Here is an 18,065-nt window from a genome sequence, read left to right on the forward strand (position 1 = left end):
ATCGGCAGCGCGGCGCCTTCGAATAATCAGCCCTGGTGCGGGTAGCGGTAGTCGGTCGGCGGCGTGAAGGTCTCCTTCATCGACCGCGGGGACGCCCAACGGATCAGGTTCCACATCGAGCCGGCCTTGTCGTTCGTGCCGGACGCCCGGGCGCCGCCGAACGGCTGCTGGCCGACGACCGCGCCGGTCGGCTTGTCGTTGACGTAGAAGTTGCCGGCCGCGAACCGCAGGTACTCCGCTGCCTCCGCGATCGCGTGCCGGTCCTGCGCGATCACCGCGCCGGTCAGGCCGTACGGCGCGGAGTGCTCCATGCCCTTCATGACCTCGGCGTAGTCGGCGTCGTCGTACACGTGCACGCCGAGGATCGGGCCGAAGTACTCGGTCGTGAAGATCTCGTCGGTCGGGTCCTCGGAGACCAGCAGGGTCGGGCGGACGAAGTACCCCTCGCTGTCGTCATAGGTGCCACCGGCAACGACATCGATCGAGTCGGTCGCCGCGGCCCGGTCCAGCGCCGCCTTGTGCTTGGCGAACGCGCGGTCGTCGATCACCGCGCCGATGAAGTTCGACAGGTCGGTGACGTCGCCCATCGTCAGCGACTCGGTCTCGGCCACGATGTCGTCGCGGATCCGGTCCCACAGCGAGCGCGGCACGTACGACCGCGACGCGGCCGAGCACTTCTGGCCCTGGTACTCGAAGGCGCCGCGCACCATCGCGGTCTTCAGCACCGCCGGGTCCGCCGAGGGGTGCGCGAGGATGAAGTCCTTGCCGCCGGTCTCGCCGACCAGCCGGGGGTACGTCCTGTACGACGCGATGTTCGTCCCGACCGTCCCCCACAGCGACTGGAACGTCTTCGTGGAGCCGGTGAAGTGGATGCCGGCCAGGTCCGGGTGGGTGAGCGCGGCCTTGCTGACCTCGATGCCGTCGCCGGTGACCAGGTTGATCACACCGGCCGGCAGGCCCGCGGCCTCGAACAGCCGCATCGTCCAGTGCGCCGCGAACTGCTGCGTCGGCGACGGCTTCCAGACCACGGTGTTGCCCATCAGCGCGGGCGCGGTCGGCAGGTTGCCGGCGATCGCGGTGAAGTTGAACGGGGTGATCGCGTACACGAAGCCTTCGAGCGGCCGGTAGTCCACCCGGTTCCAGACGCCCGGCGACGAGATCGGCTGGTCGCTGACGATCTGCCGCGCGAAGGCGACGTTGAACCGGAGGAAGTCGATCAGCTCGCACGCAGAGTCGATCTCGGCCTGCTGGACCGTCTTGGACTGGCCGAGCATGGTGGCCGCGTTCAGGGTGTCGCGCCACGGGCCGGACAGCAGGTCGGCCGCCTTCAGGAAGATCGCCGCGCGGTCGTCGAAGGACAGCGCGCGCCACGACGGAGCCGCCGCCAGCGCCGCGTCCACCGCTGCCCGGCCGTCCGCCTCGGTCGCGTTGCCGAGCGTGCCGAGGACGTGCGCGTGCTTGTGCGGCTGCACCACCTCGATCGGCGCGCCGCCGCCGAGCTTCTGCTCGCCGCCGATCGTGCAGGTCAGGTCGATCGCCCCGCCGGCCACGAAGTCCTTGAGCTTCGCCTCCAGGCTCGCCCGCTCCGCGGATCCGGGCGCATACCCCTTGACAGGCTCGTTGGCGGGCGTCGGTACGGCGGTCACGGCATCCATGCTGCGGCACTCCTCGATCAGGTGGTGGATCGTACTGGGCACGCCGGCTACAGGTGGACCGGCGTGACACCTGCATGGTGCCACGCCAGTACCGTCAGGGCACAACGCAGCTGAATTACTTTCGCCACGGCATATGTTGGAGGGCCCAGGTGTTGCCGTCGGGGTCCGCGAACCAGGCGTAGTACACGCCGCCGAGGTCCTCGGTCTCGCTGACCTCGACGCCGCGGGCGATCAGCGCCTGGCGGGCCGCTTCGATGTCCTGCACGACCAGGTGCAGGCCACGCTGCGAGCCGACCGGCATCTGCAGCTGCGGCAACCCGCTCGTCAGCGAGATCGAGCAGTACGACCCGGGCGGCGTGAGCTGCACGATCCGGACGCCGTCCGCGGGCGTGACGTCGACGTCGCAGACGAACCCGGCCTGGTCGGTGTAGAACGCCTTCGCCCGGTCGACGTCCGCGACCGGCATCGGGATCAGCTCCAGCAGGTACGCACCCGGCTGCACCAGCGGATGCGCCGGGTCCACCGGGATGTCGTCGAGGCTCTTCGGGATCTCGGTGCGCTCGGTCATGACGCCTTCTTCTTCGCGGCCTTCTTCGCCGGCGCCTTCTTGGCAGCAGCCTTCTTCGCCGGAGCCTTCTTGGCGGCCGCTGCCTTCTTGGCAGGTGCCTTCTTCGCGGGAGCAGCCTCGGCACCGCCCGCGCGCCGGGCCTTCGCGGCCTCGACCGACGCCCGCAGCGCGGCCACCAGGTCGACGACCTCGGCGCCCTCGGTCTCTTCCTCCTCGGACTCCGGCAGCGGCACGCCCTCGGCCTTCGCCTCGACGACCTTCTCCAGCGCCACGCGGTACTCGTCGTGGTACTGGTCCGGGTCGAACTCACCACGCAGCGTGTCGATGTACGACGACGCCATCGCCTTCTCCTGGGACCTGATCTCGACGTCCTCCGGCGGCGCCGCGAACCCCTTGTCGCGGATCTCGTCCGGCCAGAGCATCACCTGCAGCACCAGCACGTCGTCCACGGTCCGGAGCAGCCCGAGGCTCTCCCGGGACCGCAGCGCGACCTTGACCAGCGCATACAGCTCGGACCCTTCAAGGGCGTCCCGGAGCAGCACGTACGGCTTCGCGCCCGGCCCGCCGTCGGCCGCCAGGTAGTACGACTTGCCGAGGTACAGCGGGTCCACCTGGTCGGCCGGCACGAACTCCAGCACGTCGATGACCTTCTTGCTGGACAGCGGCAGGTCGGCGAAGTCGTCGGAGTCCAGCACCACCATCCGGCCGTCGGGCATCTCGTACCCCTTGCCGATGTCGGAGTACGGCACCTCTTCGCCGTCGATCGAACAGATCCGCTTGTACTTGATCCGGCCCCCGTCGGCGACGTGGACCTGGCGGAACGAGATGTCCTTCTCCTCGGTCGCGGAGAACACCTTGATCGGGATCGTCACCATCCCGAACGAGATGGCCCCCTTCCAGATCGCCTGCATCGCCATCAGCTCCCTACATGCCGTATCTGCGCTAGGTGCGCTGTCCGCCGCGCGGCCCCTCCGCCGCGAGCAGATCCGGGATCTCCTGTGTCGCATACCACATCAGGTCTTCACCCTCGCACGAATCCAGGGCGAACACCGCGTCGTCGTCTCCGTCCTGCGCTGCTTCCCACAGGTCCGCGGCCTTACCGATCACCGTGGTCGCCTGGGCGGCGTCCAGGTGCACGGACGCCACCGAGCGCCACGGGATCACCACGTGCAGCTCCAGCCGGGCGTCGCCGAGCTCCACCGACCCGTCCGCCGGCGGTACGGCGCTGACCTCGGCCGCGATCACGACCCGTCTCCGACTGGTACCCGGGTCCGCCGCCAGCAGTCCCACCGAGGCGCGGGCGGCCTGCGCCATCGCGGCGAACTCCAGCTCCTCGTCGTCGCCCTCGGCGTACCACTCCCGCAGCGCCGGTGTCACGGCGTACACCGTGAGCGGCGCCGGGCCGACCTCGCCGGCGTTGCACGCCGCGCTCAGCAGCCGGAGTGTCGACGGTACGTAGACCCTCATGAACCCGCCTTCTTGGTGGTACGGGGTTTCTTCCGGCCCCGGGAGGCCCGGTTCCGGCTGCCCCGGGTGGTGTCCAGCAACTCGTCCAGCGCATCGGTCACACATTGGGCGAAAACAGCGAGGTCCGGCATGGCGGTGCGGTCCGCGTTCAGACCGTAGTACACCTTGCCGTCGTACGACGTGACCCCGACCGACAGGCCCTGCCCGGGCATCAGCGGGACCACCGGGTACGACGCCAGCATCGGGGCACCCTGCGCATACAGCGGGAACTGCGGGCCGGGCACGTTCGTGATCACGACGTCGTCGATCGGCCGCACCGTCGTGGTCGCGACCCGGGCCGCGAGCGCGTGCAGCGTGGTCGGCGCGAACCCGGCGATGCCGACCAGCGAGCGGGCGCTGACCGCGCGGCCGGTATCCTTGTGCACCTTTGTCTGGTACGAGATCTGGTGCAGCCGCATGACCGGCGAGTTCTCCCCGACCGGCAGGTTCACCGCGGAGGCGATCACCCGGGAGCCGAGCGAGGTCGGCTCCTCGTCCTCGTCGTCGCGGATGCTGACCGGGACCACCGCCCGGACGCTCCGGGTCGGCCCGACGCCCTCGCCGCGGGTCATCATCCAGGCCCGGAACGCGCCCGCGACCACCGCCAGGACCACGTCGTTGACCGTGCCGCCGTGCGCCGCGCGGATCGACCGGTAGTCCTCCAGGTCGGTCTGCACGGTGGTGAACCGGCGCTGGCCGGACGTCTTCACGTGTAGCGAGCTCTCCTGGGCGTGCCGTTGCGCGACCAGCGAGCCGACCACGCCGCCGAGCACCTCGCGCACCGATGTCGAGCCGGTCAGGCCGGCCAGCTCGGCGCGGGCGAGCTCCAGCACGGCGGTCGGGTTCCGGGTGGCGTCGGCGAACACGCCGGCCAGCAGCTCCAGCGCGGACGGCGGGTGCTCCGGCTGCCAGGTGTCGGTCGGCGTGTCCTTCGGGTGCGCGGTGGCGTCCAGCACCACCTGGCCGATGTCGACCGTGCTGTTGCCGTCGACAAGCGCTTGATGGGACTTCGCGATGATCGCGAACCGGTCCCCCTGCAGGCCCTCGACCAGGTACATCTCCCACAGCGGGCGGGCCCGGTCCAGCCGCCGGGACATGATCCGGGCGACCAGCTCCAGCAGCTGCGCGTGCGTCCCCGGCCGGGGCAGCGCCGAGCGCCGGACGTGGAACGTGATGTCGAACTCCTCGTCGTCCACCCAGACCGGCCCGGCGAACCGCCCGGGGATCTGCTGGACGCGCTGCCGGTACCGCGGCACGAACGCGATCCGGTCCCGGATCAGCGCCACCAGGCTCTCGTAGTCGAACCCCTCGTCGCCGTGCACCGGCGGCTCGAAGATGTCGACCGTCCCGACGTGCATCGGGGTGGCCGGCGACTCGGCCTTGAGAAAGGTGAGATCGAGCGACGTCAGCCGGTCCGGCATGCCAGTCACCTTCCTCTTGTCGACAGGTTTCTCACCCTAGTGGGTGGGTCCGACAGTGTGCTGCAACACTGCTCGTACGGGAACACTGAGCTATTCGTGTTCGTCAGGCAAGAGGGTGTGTCCCACACCCGGCCATGCCCCATGACCCTCGAAAGGCTTCTGGACCGATGCGTTCGACGCTGACCCGCGGTGCTGCCACCGCCCTTCTCCCCACCCTCGGCATGCTGGTCCTGGCCGGCTGCGGCGGAGGCGACAGCAGCGGCAGCAGCACCCCGTCGCCGGGCGACTCCGGTACGCCGACCTCCACGCTGCCGGCCAACACGCCGACCCCGGGCGCGCCGAACACCGGATCGCCGTCGAACACCGCGGACCCGTCCGACGAGACCGCGGACGTGAAGATCGACGTCACCGTTGCCAACGGCAAGGTGAACCCGAGCGGCGCGACGATCAAGGTCAAGGCCGGTCAGACGGTGCTGGTCACCGCGACCAGCGACGCCGCCGAGGAGCTGCACATCCACGGGTACGACAAGGAGCTCGAGCTCACCCCGGGCAAGGCCGCGTCGGTGAAGTTCACCGCGAACATGAAGGGCACCTTCGAGGTCGAGACCCACAAGAGCGGCAAGCTCGTCGCGAAGCTCGTCGTCTCCTGATGTTGCCGCTGCACGGGATCGGAGGCAGGCAGGATCTGCCGATTCCGTTCGGGCTGGCGGTCGGGGGTGCGGCGGTCGCGGTCGCGGTGTCGTTCGTCGTCCTGGGGCTGGCCTGGCGGAGTCCGAAGTACCGCGGGAACGCATCCGGGAAGCCGTTGCCCGCCGCAATCACCCGGACTGTGGACGCCCACTGGTTCCGCTGGATCGTCCGGGTCCTCGGGCTGGCGACCTTCCTGTACGCGATGGTGTCGCTGATGTTCGGCGTGGACCGGCTGACGAACCCGATCTTCGGGTTCATCTACATCCTGGTCTGGGTCGGGCTGGTGCCGATCTCGATCGTGCTCGGCCCGGTCTGGCGGACGCTGAACCCGCTGCGCACCATTCACCTGCTGCTCTCGAAGCTGCTCCGCCAGCCCCCGTCGAAGGGCCTGCTCGAGCTGCCGCGCTGGGCAGGCCTGTGGCCGGCCGCACTCGGCATCTTCGCGTTCACGTGGCTCGAGCTGGTCGCCCCGGACCGCGCCACGATCCCGGTGCTGCAGGCCTGGATCGCGCTGTACGTCGTGATCACGATGTTCGGCGCGATCCTGTTCGGCGACCGGTGGTTCGCGCAGGGCGACCCGTTCGAGGTCTACGCGACGCTGATGTCCCGCCTGTCGCCGTGGGGCCGGCGTACGGACGGCGCGCTGGTGGTCCGGCGCCCGCTCGAGAACCTCGACGGGCTGAAGCCGCAGCCCGGGCTGGTCGGGATGGTCGCCGCGCTGCTCGGTTCGACGGCGTACGACGGGTTCTCCAACTCGTCCGCCTGGATCGGCTGGGCGCAGAACCAGGACATCTCGATGACCTGGCTCGGCACCGGCGCGCTGATCGTCTTCATCCTGGTCGTGCTCGGCACATACTCCGGCGCGACGGTGCTAGCCGGACGGCTGTCGGACAGCTCGCGTACGGCGCTGCCGGGTCTCTTCGCGCACTCCGTCGTACCGATCGCGTTCGGGTACGTCGTGGCGCACTACCTGACGCTGTTCATCCTCGAGGGCCAGCGGACGCTGATCTACCTGAGCGACCCGCTGAGCAACGGCGCGAACGTGTTCGGCACCGGCCTGCTCGCGGTGAACACCGGCATCACGAACCACAGCACGCTGATCGCCGTCATCCAGGTCGTCGCGGTCGTCTGCGGCCACCTGCTCGGCGTCATCTCCGCCCACGACCGCGCGGTCGCGCTCTTCCCGCGCGCCAAGGCCCTCGCCGGCCAGCTCCCGCTCCTGGTCGTCATGGTCGGCTACACCTGCGCCGGCCTGCTGCTGCTCTTCTCCTCCTGATGTACACCCCCGCCGACCGCTCGGCCCTCCGCGACGCCCTGGTCGCGGCGGCCCGAGCCGACGCGCGGGTCGCCGGCGCCGCCCTGACCGGCTCCGCCGCGATCGGCGCCGAGGACCGCTGGTCCGACATCGACCTCGCCCTTGGCCTCACGCCCGACGCCGTCCAGTCCGACGTCCTGTCCGACTGGACGGCCCGCCTGTACGCCGACCACGCGGCCGTCCACCACACCGACGTGTGGTCCCGCAGCACGATCTACCGGGTGTTCCTGCTCGACTCCACCCTCCAGGTGGATATCGCCTTCGCCCCGAGCGGCGCCTTCGGACCCCTCGGCCCCACCTTCCAGCTGCTCTTCGGCGAGAGCACCCAACAAGAGCTTTGGAGCGCGCCCGACCCGGCAGACGTGATCGGCCTCGCCTGGCTGTACGCCCTGCACGCCCGCTCCAGCATCGAGCGCGGCCGGACGTGGCAGGCGGAGTACATGATCAGCGGCGTCCGCGACCACGTGCTGACGCTGATGTGCCTGCGCCACGGCGTACCGCACTCCCAAGGACGCGGCCTGCACCTCTTGCCGGACACCGGCGACGTCGAGCAGACGCTCGTGCGGTCGCTCGACGACGCCGAGCTCCGGCGGGCGTTCCGCGCGAGTGTCGACGTGCTGCTGGCCGAGGCCGCATCTGTCGACGCGGACCTCGCGGTCAGGCTTTCTGGGCCGCTTCGGGCGCTGACGGCTTAGGCAGGCTGCGGCTCGTGATCACCAGCAGGATGAACGCGATCATGCCGACGATCAGGTGCGAGTTGCCGGGGATCGACTGCCAGAACGTCCAGCTCAGCTCGCGGTCGTCGCGGTACGGCACCCACCAGATCGAGCGCAGCACGAACAGGCCGTAGAACAGTACGCCGGTGACGACCGCCGGGTTCAGGCCCCAGACGCGGTTCACGCCGCGGATCAGGCTGACGCCGAGCGGGATGATCCACACCCAGTGGTGGCTCCACGAGATCGGCGACGCGTACAGCACCGCGAGCGCCAGCACCGAGATCGCGGTCACCCGCTCGTCCGCGAGCCAGTACTTGCGGGCCAGCCACAGCACGGCCAGCCCGAACACCGCCGACAGCAGGAACCAGGTCGGCTGCACCCAGCTCGCCTCGTCGCCGATCCGGTGCAGGAAGCCGTTGAACGACTGGTTGCCGGTGTACGCGATGCCGCCGACCCGGTTCGCATCCAGGATCACCTTGGTCCAGTAGTGCCACGACTGGTGCGGCACGATCGCGAACCCGATCCCCATCGTCGCCAGCAGCCCGAACACCGCGTTCCGCAGCGCCCGCCACTGCTTCGTCACCACGAGCAGCGCGAGGAACGGCAGCGGCGTCAGCTTCACGCCGATCGTGACGCCGACCCAGAACCCGCGCAGCCGGGTATCCTTCGGGCGCACCAGGTCCAGCAGGATCATTGCGGTCAGCAACAGGTTGATCTGGCCGAACTGGATGGTCTGCCAGACCGGCTCGAGCAGCAGCGACAGCGCGGTCAGCGCGACCAGTACGGCGGTCCGCTTCCGCTGCGTCACGAACGACCAGAACGTCTTGGTCAGGCTGGTCCGCCAGAGCGCGGTGATGCACAACACCGACAGCGTCGTCCACGCGACCAGCGCGAGCCCCCACGGTACGGCGGCCAGCGGGACCATCGCGATCGCCGCGAACGGCGGGTACGTGAACGGCAGGTTCGAGCCGCCGGGCAGCTTCGCGTCGTACAGCGAGTCGCCGTGCAGCAGCACCGACCCGCCCATCCGGTAGACGCGGAGGTCGATCATGCCGCCGTACAGGTGCATGATCCAGGCGCCGACCGCGACGAGCGCGGCGCAGGCCAGAACGGCCACGACGACGCCACGGCGCCCGGCGGGACGGGTCGAGGAGGAGGCGGGGGTGGTCACGGTCACGTCAGGTCGGCTCCGAACAGGTCTTCCAGCGCTCGCCGGGTCTCGTCGTACTCGGTGTGAAGAATCGCGGTCATCCCGACCGCGCGGGCGCCGTCGACGTTCAGCTGCAGGTCGTCGACGAAGACACATTCGGTCGGTTCCAGGCCGAGCCGGCCGGCCGCCAGCCGGAAGATCTCCGGTTCGGGCTTGCGCAGCCCGACCTCGCCGGAGATCACCACGTCGTCGAACATCCCGTCCCAGGTGTCGCGCGGGTACGTGTTGCCCCAGGAGTTCGACAGCAGCGCGGTCCGGATCCCGCGCCGGTTCACCCGGCGGACCAGGGCGGCCATCGCGGGCTGGTGCTCGAAGTGCGCGAACATCCGCTCGATCAGGCCCTCGGCGGGCACCGGCGTACCGTCGCGGCGGACCAGCAGTGAGGCGAGCTTGCGCTCGAAGTCGGGGACCGCGAGCTGGCCGCGCTCCAGCGCGTGCACCGGGTTCAGCTCGGCGGTCACGTTCTCGGACGGCAGCCATTTCATGACCGCTTCGAGGTACGAGTCGAAGTCGAAGTCGTCCAGCTCCGCCCAGCGGCGCAGCGCCGGCTCGAGCCCGGAGGTGAGGACGCCGCCCCAGTCCACCAGCAGACCACGCACCTCGACCATGGCGGCCAGCCTACTCAGGCCGTGGGTACGCTCACCCTCCCGACCCTGGATCTCACGCGCTGTGGTCAGTGCGCGTATTCGATACTGACGTCGCCCGAGGACGTCCGGGCGGTGATCGTCCGGGTCGCGTTCGGGTCGCTCTTCACGTTCGCCGCCCGGTCCCCCGACGACGTCTCGGTGTCGAGCTTGTACGCCGTGTCGCCGGGCGGCAGCTCGATCGACACATCACCCGAACTCGCCTTCGCCTCGATCGACTGCGGTACGGCGGCGAAGTCCAGCGTCATGTTGCCGGAACTGCTGTGCGCCGACACCGCCGTCGAGGTCAGGCCGTCCGCGTCCACGTTCCCGGAGCTCGACCGCAGGTCCAGCGGGCCGTTGACGTCGTGCACCTCGATGTTGCCGGAGCTGGTCTTCACGTCCGCGCCCGCCTCGAGCCCGGACACCGTGACGCGGCCGCTGCTGCCCTCGAGCGTGAGCTTCACGTTCCGCGGCACCGTCAGTACGTAGCTGGTCTTGCAACTGAACGACAGGAACCCGCAGCCGCCGCTGTCCAGCTCGAGCCGGCCGTCCTTGTAGCTGTCCTTCGGGTCGGAGCCGAACACGTTCCGCTCGAACTGCCGCTCGACCTGCACCTGGGTGCCGTCGCCCGGCCGGACCTCGACCTGCGCGGACGCGCTCTTCACGGTCAGCTCGTCGCCTTGCACGGCGTAGCTGCTCTGGCCGGTCTGGGTGCCTTCGGTCAGGCCGGTGAGCGCCCAGTAGGCGCCGCCGAGGATCAGGGCGACCGAGATCGCGATCCCGTACCGCCGCTCGGTACTCATCGTGCCTCGCGGGCGGCTCTGGACGTCAGACATGCCCCCACCCTGCCAGGTCCGGACGTTGCTGTCGGTCGGGATCTCCCCGGGATCGACCCTGAGCTTGTTGTCCGGCCGGCACTGTTTCAGCCCGGCACTGTTTTCAGGCCGGGACTGTGTGGAAGGCGTCGGCGACCTCGGCCGCGAGTTGCTGGAAGGCCTTGCGCAGTTTGCTCGACTTCGCCGCCTCGGCCAGGCTCCGCCCGTGCGCCATCGCGGTGTCCGTCGCGTTCAGGTCGTACGGCAGCAGGGTCGCGCGGTCGATCCCGGCGTACTGCCGGAGCGCGTCCATCGCGGCGTCACTCGGGGATCCTCCGAGCGCGCTGGACCGCAGCCGGTTCACCACCACCCGGACCGTGACCGACGGGACGACACCGCGCACCTCGTGGACCGCCCGGATCAGGCGGGTCAGGCCGACCGGATCCGCCGTACCGACCACGATCACCTCGTCGGCCTCCTCGAGCGTCGACACCGTCGCGCCGTTGCGCCGCGGGGCCAGCGAGTCGAACGAGATCTCCTCGTCGGTCTCGATACAGAACCCGGCGTCGACGACGGTCAGCGGCGCCAGCGTCCGCGCCGTCGCCCAGATCGACTCGACCGCGGCGGGCCGCAGCTCGGTCCAGCGGTCGGCGCGGCTGAGGCCGGACAGCACCAGGAGATGCGGGTTCACCTCGCGGCTGTGCCGGGCGAGCATCACGGTGTCGAGCGAACCGTTCGACGCGGAACGCGCGGCGGCGGCCAGGCCGGACGTCTCGTCGAGCATGCCGAGCATCTGCGCGACGGTCCCGCCGTACACGTCCGCGTCCGCGAGCAGGGTCGGGACCTTGCGCAGCGACAGCTCGGTCGCCAGGTTGACCGCGACCGTCGACCGGCCCGGCGCGCCGGTCGGGCCCCAGACCGCGATCAGCCGGCCGGTGCCCTGCGGGAACGCCGGGGGCCGCGGATTCGCCGCGTCCTCCGGGGTCAGCGGCACGAACCCGCCCGCGAAATGCGAACTCGCCACCGGCGGACCGGAATCCACCGCGTCCGCGACCGCCCTGCCGAGGTCCGTCGGGCTGACGTCGGCCGGCAGGATCCGCTCGATCCCCATCCGGGCCAGCCGGTCCTCGGCCCCGAACGGCGCACCCGTCTCCAGCGGGTCGACCAGCGCGAGCACGACGATGCCGCGCGAATGCAGGGCGGCGACCGCGTCCGAGGACAGCCGGGCCATCGCGTCCGCGACCAGCACCGCACGGGCCTGCCCGCTGGCGGCCGCGGCCATCACGTCCGCGAAGTCCACACAGCGCCGGACCACCCGGATCCCCGGCGCCTGCTCGGCCCGCCGTACGACATCGGCCTCCCACGGAGCACCCGTGACGGCCAGCAGCACCGGTATCGACATCAGCCGGCCTTCCGCACCAGGGTCGGCTCACCGGCGCTGATCGCGGCCAGCGACGAGCCCATCCGGCTCTGGTCGGCCGACGCCAGATCGATCGTCACCTGCCGACGCGCCGAACCGCCCGCGACGCCCTTCACCGAGTCGACCTGCAGCACCCGGACCGCGGTCCACAGCTGAGACGCGGGACGGCCCTCCTCCTTGGGCACCACCCAGACGTCGACGACGTCGCCGACCGCCAGATCCGGCGGCAGGTGACCGGTCGCGACCGCCAGCGGCATCTCCGTCCGGTCGCGGTCCGACTTCGGTACGGCGGCATCCTTCGGGACGAACTCGCCCTGCCCCACCGCCCGGCCGACGACCATGCCCTTGAGGTCGGCGTCAGCAGAGAGGTATCTCCCGGACTCGCTGCTGCTGGTGAAACGCACCCGGACCGTGGTCAGGTCGTCGTCGGTCAGCGCGGCACCGACCCGGAGCTCGTGCTTGGCCGCCCAGACCGTGGTCGTGTCGTCCGCCGACGACAGCAGCTTGGCGCCGGCCAAGGCGGTCACCGCGACGAGCAGCACGCCGAGCACCAGGCGCCCGTCCTTCCAGCGCGCCTTGCGGTTGCGTTGCGCCGGGGCAGCGGGCGCCCCGAACTCGCTGCGCACCTGTGTGTCGACCACGTCGTCTCCCCAGTCGGTGGATCGCCTGTCCGCGGACATTCTGCCTGTTCCGCGAGCCGGCCGTGAACGGTCATCCACAGGCTGTCATGCCCTGGGGACAAACTCGGTCATCCACTCGCCAACCATGGCAAACTGAAGGAACCAGCCACTATGCGAAGGAGTCCGACGATGCCGGGTCCCCGTTTCCTCCAGCTCGCCGACGTCGCCGAGGTCCTCAACATCTCCGCCAACCAGGTCTACGCCCTGGTCCGCCGCGGCGACATCCCCGCCGTCAAGATCGGCGGCCGCGGCCAGTGGCGCGTCGAGTCCGCCGAGCTGGAGAAGTACATCGAACGCCTCTACACCGAAACCAAACAGTTCATAGACACCCACCCCTTCGGCGAAGAATCCGAAACCACCGAAGACGCCCACCTGTAGCCCCCCCCACCTCCCCCGGCGGGCTGGCGCCGGGAGCGGGGTGGTCAGCGGCGGCGGAGGGCTCGGAGGGCTTGGGTGGGGACGAGGCGGACGTTGTAGACCTCCGTGCGGCGGCGGGGTGCGTCGAGGGGGTGTTCGGCGATCTCGAGGAAGTCGGCGCCGACTCGGTCGATCGTGCCGGTGACCGGACCTCCACCCGCGCAGAACAGCGTGACGGGTGAGCGGTCCCGCGCGATCCCCCGCAGCAGATGCGCCAACCCGAGCTTCCCCTCGACGGCTCCCACGGCCGGCTCCGCCCACGGGCCCAGCCGATGTACGGCGACCAGCGCCTCGACCGGGATCAGCCACTCCTCGTAGCGCTCGGTCTCGAGCAGCACGCAGTCCTTCCCGACCCGGCTGAGCATCCCGCGGACCGGGTCCGCGTCGATCACCTCGACCCGGACGACCGTGTTCACCGCCCCGCGGAGCCGGTCCAGCACGGTGATCTTCCCGACCTCGGCCCGGATCCGGTCGGCGACCTCGCCGTACAGATCTCCCTCCTGGAGCGCCTCGAACTGCGACTCCAGGTCCGCGAACAACGCATCCCACCGCATGACCGTGAACCTACCGGTCCTGGGTGCCGCCGTTCACCCTCCGCAGCGCGACACGACGCAGCGTGCGTTAAGGACTTGCAAAGGCGGCCTAGTACCGGTCTATAGTGATCAAGCCAAAGCAAACTAACGCAAACTCAAAGGTCGGGAGCGAAGCGGGATGAATGCGATGATCCGGGTGCTCAAAGGCACCCTCGCGGTGCTCGCACTCGCCGGGCTGGGCTGGCTGCTGCGCTGGATGACGGCGGGTTCGGTCAGCGGCCTGCGGACGTACGACCTGGACTCGCTGACCGTACTGGCGGTCGGCACGATCGCCTGGATCGCGTACATCTGGCTGTCCCTGGCCGTCATCCTGACGGTCCTCGAGCAGATCCCCGGCGTCGTCGGCGCCCTCGCCGGAGCCGTCGCCGGCCGCATCACGACGAAGACCGCCCGAGCCCTGCTCCGCTCCGGCCTGGGCGTCGCCGCCGTCACCCCGCTCACCGTCGGCGTAGCCCACGCCACCCCCGACGCGGCCCACGTCCGCCACGTCACCACCGAGGCCGCCTCCACCTTGGAAATCGGCAGCGCTCCCCAACAGGCCAGCTACCGGGCGACCGAGGCCGGCTCCACCTTGGAGATCGGCGGCGCTCCCCAGCAGGCCAACTACCGTGCCACCGAGGCCGGCTCCACCCTCGGGATCGGCAACACCCCGCAGCAGTCCACCCACCGCACCACCGAACAAGCCTCAAGCCTCGAAATCGGCGGCACCACCCAACACGACAACCGCGCCACCGAAGCCGCCTCCACCCTGGAGGTCGGCAACACCCCCAACACCACCAACTACCGCGCCACCGAGCCCTCCTCCCAACTCCCCATCGCCCCCACCAACCCGTCGCAGGGCACCACCAGAACCGGCAACCCCACAGCCCCGAGCGGCACGCCAACCAACCAGCCGACGGGCACCACCCCGCAGGCCGGCGACCCCAAGAACCAGCCGAGCGGCTCACACCAGCAGCCGGGCACCTCTCGTCAGCAGCCCGGCGGATCTCACATGCAGCCGGGCGGCTCCCACCAACAGACCGGTGGGTCCCACCAGCAGCCGGGTGGTTCTCAGCAGGCGGGCGGTTCTCAGCAGGCGGGCGGTTCGCAGCAGCCGGGTAGTTCTCAGGAGCCGGGTGGTTCTCGTCAGCAGGCTGGCGGGGGGCAGCAGCAGGCTGGGGAGTCTCGGCGGCAGCAGGTGGGTGGGCGGGGGCCGGTGGGGGTTCCTGATCGGCCTACTGATGGGGCTCCTACTCGGTACACCGAGTTGCGGCCGGAGGTTCCCGTGAGTGTTGTCGTGCGGGGCGGGGACTCGCTCTGGAGTATTGCCGCTCGCGAGCTCGGCCCCTCCGCCACCAACGAAGCGATCGCGGCTCGCTGGCACGACTGGTACGCCGCCAACCGTCACGTGATCGGGAACGACCCCGACCTCATCCTCCCCGGGCAGGTTCTCCGCATCCCGCCCTCCCACGGCGACCGCCTCCCGCCTCATCAACAGGAGCAGTGACATGAACCAGCACAGCCTCCGGCCGGAAGACCTCCAGCCCACCGCTCCCCTCACCGCCGTACCCACAGGCACCGAGGACCCCGCTGGTACGACGCACGCGCCCACCACCCCCGTCCCGTCCCCCGCTCCAAGCACCGCCCCACATCCCCCGGAGGCCCCCATGCCCGCCAACCCCCTCCCCAAGCCCCCCGAACCGACCTCCACCCCGGACCTCACCCTGGTCCCCAACCCCACCCCGACCGCCGCCCCGCAACCCCCGACCCCAGCGAGTACTCCCCAGGCCGACCCCAAGAAGCGCACGCTTACCAGCGCTCCGCCGGCTGACGCCCGGAACGCCGCCCCCGCCGACGCTCTGCAAGCCGACCCCCAGAACCCGACCCCCGCCGACGCTCCGCAAACCAGCGCCCGGAGCCTCAGGCCAGCCGGTACTTCGGAAGCCGACGCCCGGCACCTCAGCCCGGCCGACGCCGCGCAGGCGAACCCTCAGAACCCAACCACAACCGGTGCTCGGCAGGCCGAGTCTCCGACCCTCGGGCCGGCCAGCCCTCTGCGAGCCGACCCCAAGAACCCCAGCCCGTCCGGCGCCTCCCAAGCCGAAACCCGGAGGCTCAGGCCAGCCGGTACTTCGGAAGCCGACACCCGGGAGCTGAGCGCCGCCGCTGTCGCGCAGGTGGACCGTCAGGACCCCGCCTCAACCGGCGCTCGGCAGGCCGGTCCCCAGGGCCTCACGTCGGCTGGCGCAACCACCCCTGAGGCCACCAGCTCGCCTGACGCCGGTGGTTCGGAGCGGGAGATGTTTGAGGCTGTGACGCGGCCTCGGTTGCGGGCGGAGCGGGGTGATGGGGAGCACTCGGTGCCGGCCACGGCGCGGTTCTCCGGGCAGTTGACGGAGGGGGCGCTGGCGGTTCGGTTGCAGGCCGTCACCCGGCTGGGGATCTCCGCCCCGGGCGGGGTGCCGGAGCGGGCTGACGGCGCCCGGGCGCCACTCGAAACCACAGTTGGCGACGCCGGAGCGACGGCCGACACCAGCGCGACGACTGGGCGCGCGGAGCTCGCCGGGTTGCCGGATGTTCGGTTGTGGGGTGGGCGGTTGGCTCAGGCGGTTTCTGAGGTGCTCGTGGGAGATCGGCCTATCTCGCAGCTGGTGCGTTTCACCAACGACCGGGTGTTTCTGGAGCTGAATCGGCGGGTCCGGCTGCTGGGGATGAACACGACGGCGGGCAGCCGGGGTGCGAAGGAGAAGAGCACTGTGCGGTCGGTGCGGGTGTTCATGCCGGAGGCGGACATTGCCGAGGTGGCGGCGCATGTTCGGCACGGGGAGCGGTCGCGGGCGGTGGCGTTGCGGCTGGAGGTACGGCGTAATCGCTGGGTCTGCACCGCGCTCGAGCTGGGCTGACCGGTTGGTCCCTGACCGATCACAGGACATCCGGCGGAAACGAGTGCCAACTATTGGCCGCCCCAAGGCGTCTCAGATTGCGCAATTTGATTGTGCTGCTGTTGTCACGCGGTCGGGGGCGCGGCGGCGTACGGTGACCGGATCGGCTTGTCGGGGAAACGGGTATGTCTGTGAGCACAACTGTCACACCGCTGGATGAAGGTACGCCGAAGTCGTGGCGGATCGGGCTGCAGGAGCTGAGTGCTGCCGAGCGGGCCCGGGTGGTGCCGGCCGTACGGCGGAAGCGGTGGAGTGAACGGATCCGGCTGCTGTATCCGCTGGCGGTGCGCTACCACCGGGCCGTGAAGCGCGTCGAGTGGATGCGCTCCAGTACGCCGTTCGCGGCGACGCACAACCGTGAAGACCTCCCGGTGCGCGTCAAGCGTCACAAGTCTTTGCTGCTGCGCCAGCTCGGCGAGACCGAGATGTGGATGCAGCACAACAAGGTCACGAACCTGAAGCTCGCGTGTGCGCAGGTGGACGGGCTGCTGATCCGTCCGGGTGAGACGTTCTCGTTCAACAAGGTGGTCGGTAACGCGACCCGCCGCAAGGGATACCAGAAGGGCATGCGGCTCTCGAACGGGCAGGCGAAACCGGGGATCGGCGGCGGCATCTGCCAGCTGGCGAACCTGCTGCACTGGATGGTCCTGCACTCGCCGTTGACCGTGACGCAGCGGTCCACGCACAGCTTCGACCCGTTCCCGGACAACGGCCGCGTGCTGCCGTGGGGTGTCGGGTGCAGCATCGTCTACAACTACGTGGACCTGCAGTTCCGCAACGACACCGACCAGACGTTCCAGCTGCGCGTCGGCGTCGGCGAGCGGTACCTGGAGGGCGAGATCCTGGCCGACGTGCCGGCCGCGTCGTCGTACCGGGTGTTCTCGAAGGGCGAGCGGTTCCTGCGGGCCGGCGGGGACTACTTCCGGCGGAACGAGATCTGGCGGACCGTGATCGACCGCCGCACCGGTACCGCGCTGCGCGACGAGCTGGTCCGGGAGAACGTTGCCCTGGTCAAGTACCTGCCGGTCGACGTCCCGGTCGTGGACGTCGTACTGCCGGACTGATCACCCGAGCAGCGAACACCCGTACTTCTCGAACAGCGCGGCCACGTCGCCGGAGAACCCGCCGTGCAACTCGGCGAGCATCGCCTGGGTCGTCGCGGACATCACCAGCACGTACCGGGCGGGCTCCTCGCCGGGGTTGCCGAAGGTGTGCGGCACGCCGCGCGGACCGACGATCCCGGACCCGGCCGGTACGTCGTAGTCCTCGCCGTCGATGTTCAGCCGCAGCGTGCCGGACAGCACGTACCACGCCTCGTCGTCGGTGTGATGCACGTGCAACGGCGCCTGCCACGCGACCTGGTCCGACGTCCGCCCCGGCGCCTCCCACTCGGCGAGCACCAGACCGGAGCCCTCGGGGACGACCGTACGGCCGAGGAGCGGTATCCCGGACAGATCATCGCGACGTGGCATGCGCCTTACTTGCCCGAACCCACACAACCGAAACTGTCGG

General features: G+C 70.2%; 19 protein-coding genes. 7 read left to right on the forward strand and 12 right to left on the reverse strand.

Annotated elements, in window-relative coordinates; translation table 11 throughout:
* Nucleotides 1-26: 26 nt before the first annotated feature.
* The 5 genes from pruA to ACXJJ3_RS14225 all read right to left on the reverse strand — a co-directional run bounded on the left by pruA (nucleotide 27) and on the right by ACXJJ3_RS14225 (nucleotide 5,150).
* Complete coding sequence (gene pruA / locus ACXJJ3_RS14205; RefSeq protein ID WP_458170498.1) at nucleotides 27-1,655, reverse strand: L-glutamate gamma-semialdehyde dehydrogenase; 1,629 nt, start codon at nucleotides 1,653-1,655, stop codon at nucleotides 27-29.
* Nucleotides 1,656-1,770: 115 nt separating this feature from the next.
* Nucleotides 1,771-2,223, reverse strand: coding sequence for a VOC family protein (locus tag ACXJJ3_RS14210; protein WP_458170499.1), 453 nt, complete (start codon nucleotides 2,221-2,223; stop codon nucleotides 1,771-1,773).
* Nucleotides 2,220-3,134 (reverse strand): non-homologous end joining protein Ku, encoded by a 915-nt coding sequence (ku, locus tag ACXJJ3_RS14215; protein ID WP_458170500.1) that lies wholly within the window; start codon nucleotides 3,132-3,134, stop codon nucleotides 2,220-2,222. Before ku ends, ACXJJ3_RS14210 begins: the two co-directional genes overlap by 4 nt.
* Nucleotides 3,135-3,165: 31 nt before the next feature.
* Nucleotides 3,166-3,690 (reverse strand): DUF6912 family protein, encoded by a 525-nt coding sequence (locus tag ACXJJ3_RS14220; protein ID WP_458170501.1) that lies wholly within the window; start codon nucleotides 3,688-3,690, stop codon nucleotides 3,166-3,168.
* On the reverse strand, nucleotides 3,687-5,150 hold the full coding sequence (locus tag ACXJJ3_RS14225) for a WS/DGAT/MGAT family O-acyltransferase (RefSeq protein WP_458170502.1): 1,464 nt from the start codon (nucleotides 5,148-5,150) through the stop codon (nucleotides 3,687-3,689). Before ACXJJ3_RS14225 ends, ACXJJ3_RS14220 begins: the two co-directional genes overlap by 4 nt.
* A 167-nt stretch (nucleotides 5,151-5,317) precedes the next feature.
* On the opposite strand from ACXJJ3_RS14225, the gene ACXJJ3_RS14230 reads away from it, so the two are divergent.
* From ACXJJ3_RS14230 to ACXJJ3_RS14240, 3 genes are read left to right on the forward strand one after another with little or no spacing between them, the layout of a single operon-like run.
* A complete protein-coding gene (locus tag ACXJJ3_RS14230; RefSeq protein WP_458170503.1) occupies nucleotides 5,318-5,800 on the forward strand; it encodes a cupredoxin domain-containing protein in 483 nt (160 codons plus the stop codon).
* The gene (locus ACXJJ3_RS14235) at nucleotides 5,800-7,116 is read left to right on the forward strand and encodes a hypothetical protein (protein WP_458170504.1); all 1,317 of its coding nucleotides are present in this window, start codon (nucleotides 5,800-5,802) and stop codon (nucleotides 7,114-7,116) included. The genes ACXJJ3_RS14230 and ACXJJ3_RS14235 overlap by 1 nt, the downstream gene beginning before the upstream one ends.
* Nucleotides 7,116-7,850: a nucleotidyltransferase domain-containing protein gene (locus ACXJJ3_RS14240; protein WP_458170505.1), complete on the forward strand. Its 735-nt coding sequence runs from the start codon at nucleotides 7,116-7,118 to the stop codon at nucleotides 7,848-7,850. Before ACXJJ3_RS14235 ends, ACXJJ3_RS14240 begins: the two co-directional genes overlap by 1 nt.
* Here the strand turns inward: ACXJJ3_RS14240 and ACXJJ3_RS14245 are convergent.
* The 5 genes from ACXJJ3_RS14245 to ACXJJ3_RS14265 form a co-directional block, all read right to left on the reverse strand.
* Entirely contained in the window at nucleotides 7,813-9,048 is a 1,236-nt protein-coding gene (locus tag ACXJJ3_RS14245) for a glycosyltransferase 87 family protein (RefSeq protein ID WP_458170506.1), read from the reverse strand. The two genes, ACXJJ3_RS14240 and ACXJJ3_RS14245, sit on opposite strands and share 38 nt — an antisense overlap.
* Nucleotides 9,045-9,689, reverse strand: coding sequence for an HAD family hydrolase (locus ACXJJ3_RS14250; RefSeq protein ID WP_458170507.1), 645 nt, complete (start codon nucleotides 9,687-9,689; stop codon nucleotides 9,045-9,047). The genes ACXJJ3_RS14245 and ACXJJ3_RS14250 overlap by 4 nt, the downstream gene beginning before the upstream one ends.
* Before the next feature lie 65 nt (nucleotides 9,690-9,754).
* A complete protein-coding gene (locus ACXJJ3_RS14255; RefSeq protein ID WP_458170508.1) occupies nucleotides 9,755-10,543 on the reverse strand; it encodes a DUF4097 family beta strand repeat-containing protein in 789 nt (262 codons plus the stop codon).
* Between the two features lie 103 nt (nucleotides 10,544-10,646).
* Nucleotides 10,647-11,924, reverse strand: coding sequence for an AAA family ATPase (locus ACXJJ3_RS14260; RefSeq protein WP_458170509.1), 1,278 nt, complete (start codon nucleotides 11,922-11,924; stop codon nucleotides 10,647-10,649).
* Entirely contained in the window at nucleotides 11,924-12,583 is a 660-nt protein-coding gene (locus ACXJJ3_RS14265; RefSeq protein WP_458170510.1) for an SAF domain-containing protein, read from the reverse strand. Before ACXJJ3_RS14265 ends, ACXJJ3_RS14260 begins: the two co-directional genes overlap by 1 nt.
* Nucleotides 12,584-12,751: 168 nt before the next feature.
* Here ACXJJ3_RS14265 and ACXJJ3_RS14270 point away from each other — a divergent pair, with 168 nt between their 5' ends.
* Nucleotides 12,752-13,000: a helix-turn-helix domain-containing protein gene (locus ACXJJ3_RS14270; RefSeq protein ID WP_458170511.1), complete on the forward strand. Its 249-nt coding sequence runs from the start codon at nucleotides 12,752-12,754 to the stop codon at nucleotides 12,998-13,000.
* Between the two features lie 44 nt (nucleotides 13,001-13,044).
* Here ACXJJ3_RS14270 and ACXJJ3_RS14275 read toward each other — a convergent pair whose 3' ends face one another.
* Complete coding sequence (locus ACXJJ3_RS14275) at nucleotides 13,045-13,593, reverse strand: hypothetical protein (RefSeq protein WP_458170512.1); 549 nt, start codon at nucleotides 13,591-13,593, stop codon at nucleotides 13,045-13,047.
* Nucleotides 13,594-13,750: 157 nt separating this feature from the next.
* Here ACXJJ3_RS14275 and ACXJJ3_RS14280 point away from each other — a divergent pair, with 157 nt between their 5' ends.
* From ACXJJ3_RS14280 to ACXJJ3_RS14290, 3 genes are all read left to right on the forward strand, one after another.
* A complete protein-coding gene (locus ACXJJ3_RS14280; protein WP_458170513.1) occupies nucleotides 13,751-15,118 on the forward strand; it encodes a hypothetical protein in 1,368 nt (455 codons plus the stop codon).
* Nucleotides 15,119-15,971: 853 nt separating this feature from the next.
* Nucleotides 15,972-16,514, forward strand: coding sequence for an Rv3235 family protein (locus ACXJJ3_RS14285; protein ID WP_458170514.1), 543 nt, complete (start codon nucleotides 15,972-15,974; stop codon nucleotides 16,512-16,514).
* Nucleotides 16,515-16,684: 170 nt separating this feature from the next.
* Nucleotides 16,685-17,617 (forward strand): VanW family protein, encoded by a 933-nt coding sequence (locus tag ACXJJ3_RS14290; RefSeq protein WP_458170515.1) that lies wholly within the window; start codon nucleotides 16,685-16,687, stop codon nucleotides 17,615-17,617.
* Here ACXJJ3_RS14290 and ACXJJ3_RS14295 read toward each other — a convergent pair whose 3' ends face one another.
* Complete coding sequence (locus ACXJJ3_RS14295; protein WP_458170516.1) at nucleotides 17,618-18,025, reverse strand: cupin domain-containing protein; 408 nt, start codon at nucleotides 18,023-18,025, stop codon at nucleotides 17,618-17,620.
* Nucleotides 18,026-18,065 lie beyond the last annotated feature (40 nt).

This window comes from Kribbella sp. WER1 (assembly GCF_054189145.1).

Excerpts from the sequence above, each read along its gene's own strand:
- ACXJJ3_RS14255 (WP_458170508.1), bottom strand. The coding sequence starts at position 10,543 with ATGTCTGACGTCCAGAGCCGCCCGCGAGGCACGATGAGTACCGAGCGG.
- ACXJJ3_RS14275 (WP_458170512.1), bottom strand. The coding sequence starts at position 13,593 with ATGCGGTGGGATGCGTTGTTCGCGGACCTGGAGTCGCAGTTCGAGGCG.
- ACXJJ3_RS14225 (WP_458170502.1), bottom strand. The coding sequence starts at position 5,150 with ATGCCGGACCGGCTGACGTCGCTCGATCTCACCTTTCTCAAGGCCGAG.
- ACXJJ3_RS14230 (WP_458170503.1), top strand. The coding sequence starts at position 5,318 with ATGCGTTCGACGCTGACCCGCGGTGCTGCCACCGCCCTTCTCCCCACC.
- ACXJJ3_RS14220 (WP_458170501.1), bottom strand. The coding sequence starts at position 3,690 with ATGAGGGTCTACGTACCGTCGACACTCCGGCTGCTGAGCGCGGCGTGC.
- ACXJJ3_RS14270 (WP_458170511.1), top strand. The coding sequence starts at position 12,752 with ATGCCGGGTCCCCGTTTCCTCCAGCTCGCCGACGTCGCCGAGGTCCTC.
- ACXJJ3_RS14280 (WP_458170513.1), top strand. The coding sequence starts at position 13,751 with ATGAATGCGATGATCCGGGTGCTCAAAGGCACCCTCGCGGTGCTCGCA.
- ku (WP_458170500.1), bottom strand. The coding sequence starts at position 3,134 with ATGCAGGCGATCTGGAAGGGGGCCATCTCGTTCGGGATGGTGACGATC.
- pruA (WP_458170498.1), bottom strand. The coding sequence starts at position 1,655 with ATGGATGCCGTGACCGCCGTACCGACGCCCGCCAACGAGCCTGTCAAG.
- ACXJJ3_RS14210 (WP_458170499.1), bottom strand. The coding sequence starts at position 2,223 with ATGACCGAGCGCACCGAGATCCCGAAGAGCCTCGACGACATCCCGGTG.
- ACXJJ3_RS14235 (WP_458170504.1), top strand. The coding sequence starts at position 5,800 with ATGTTGCCGCTGCACGGGATCGGAGGCAGGCAGGATCTGCCGATTCCG.
- ACXJJ3_RS14260 (WP_458170509.1), bottom strand. The coding sequence starts at position 11,924 with ATGTCGATACCGGTGCTGCTGGCCGTCACGGGTGCTCCGTGGGAGGCC.
- ACXJJ3_RS14240 (WP_458170505.1), top strand. The coding sequence starts at position 7,116 with ATGTACACCCCCGCCGACCGCTCGGCCCTCCGCGACGCCCTGGTCGCG.
- ACXJJ3_RS14295 (WP_458170516.1), bottom strand. The coding sequence starts at position 18,025 with ATGCCACGTCGCGATGATCTGTCCGGGATACCGCTCCTCGGCCGTACG.
- ACXJJ3_RS14250 (WP_458170507.1), bottom strand. The coding sequence starts at position 9,689 with ATGGTCGAGGTGCGTGGTCTGCTGGTGGACTGGGGCGGCGTCCTCACC.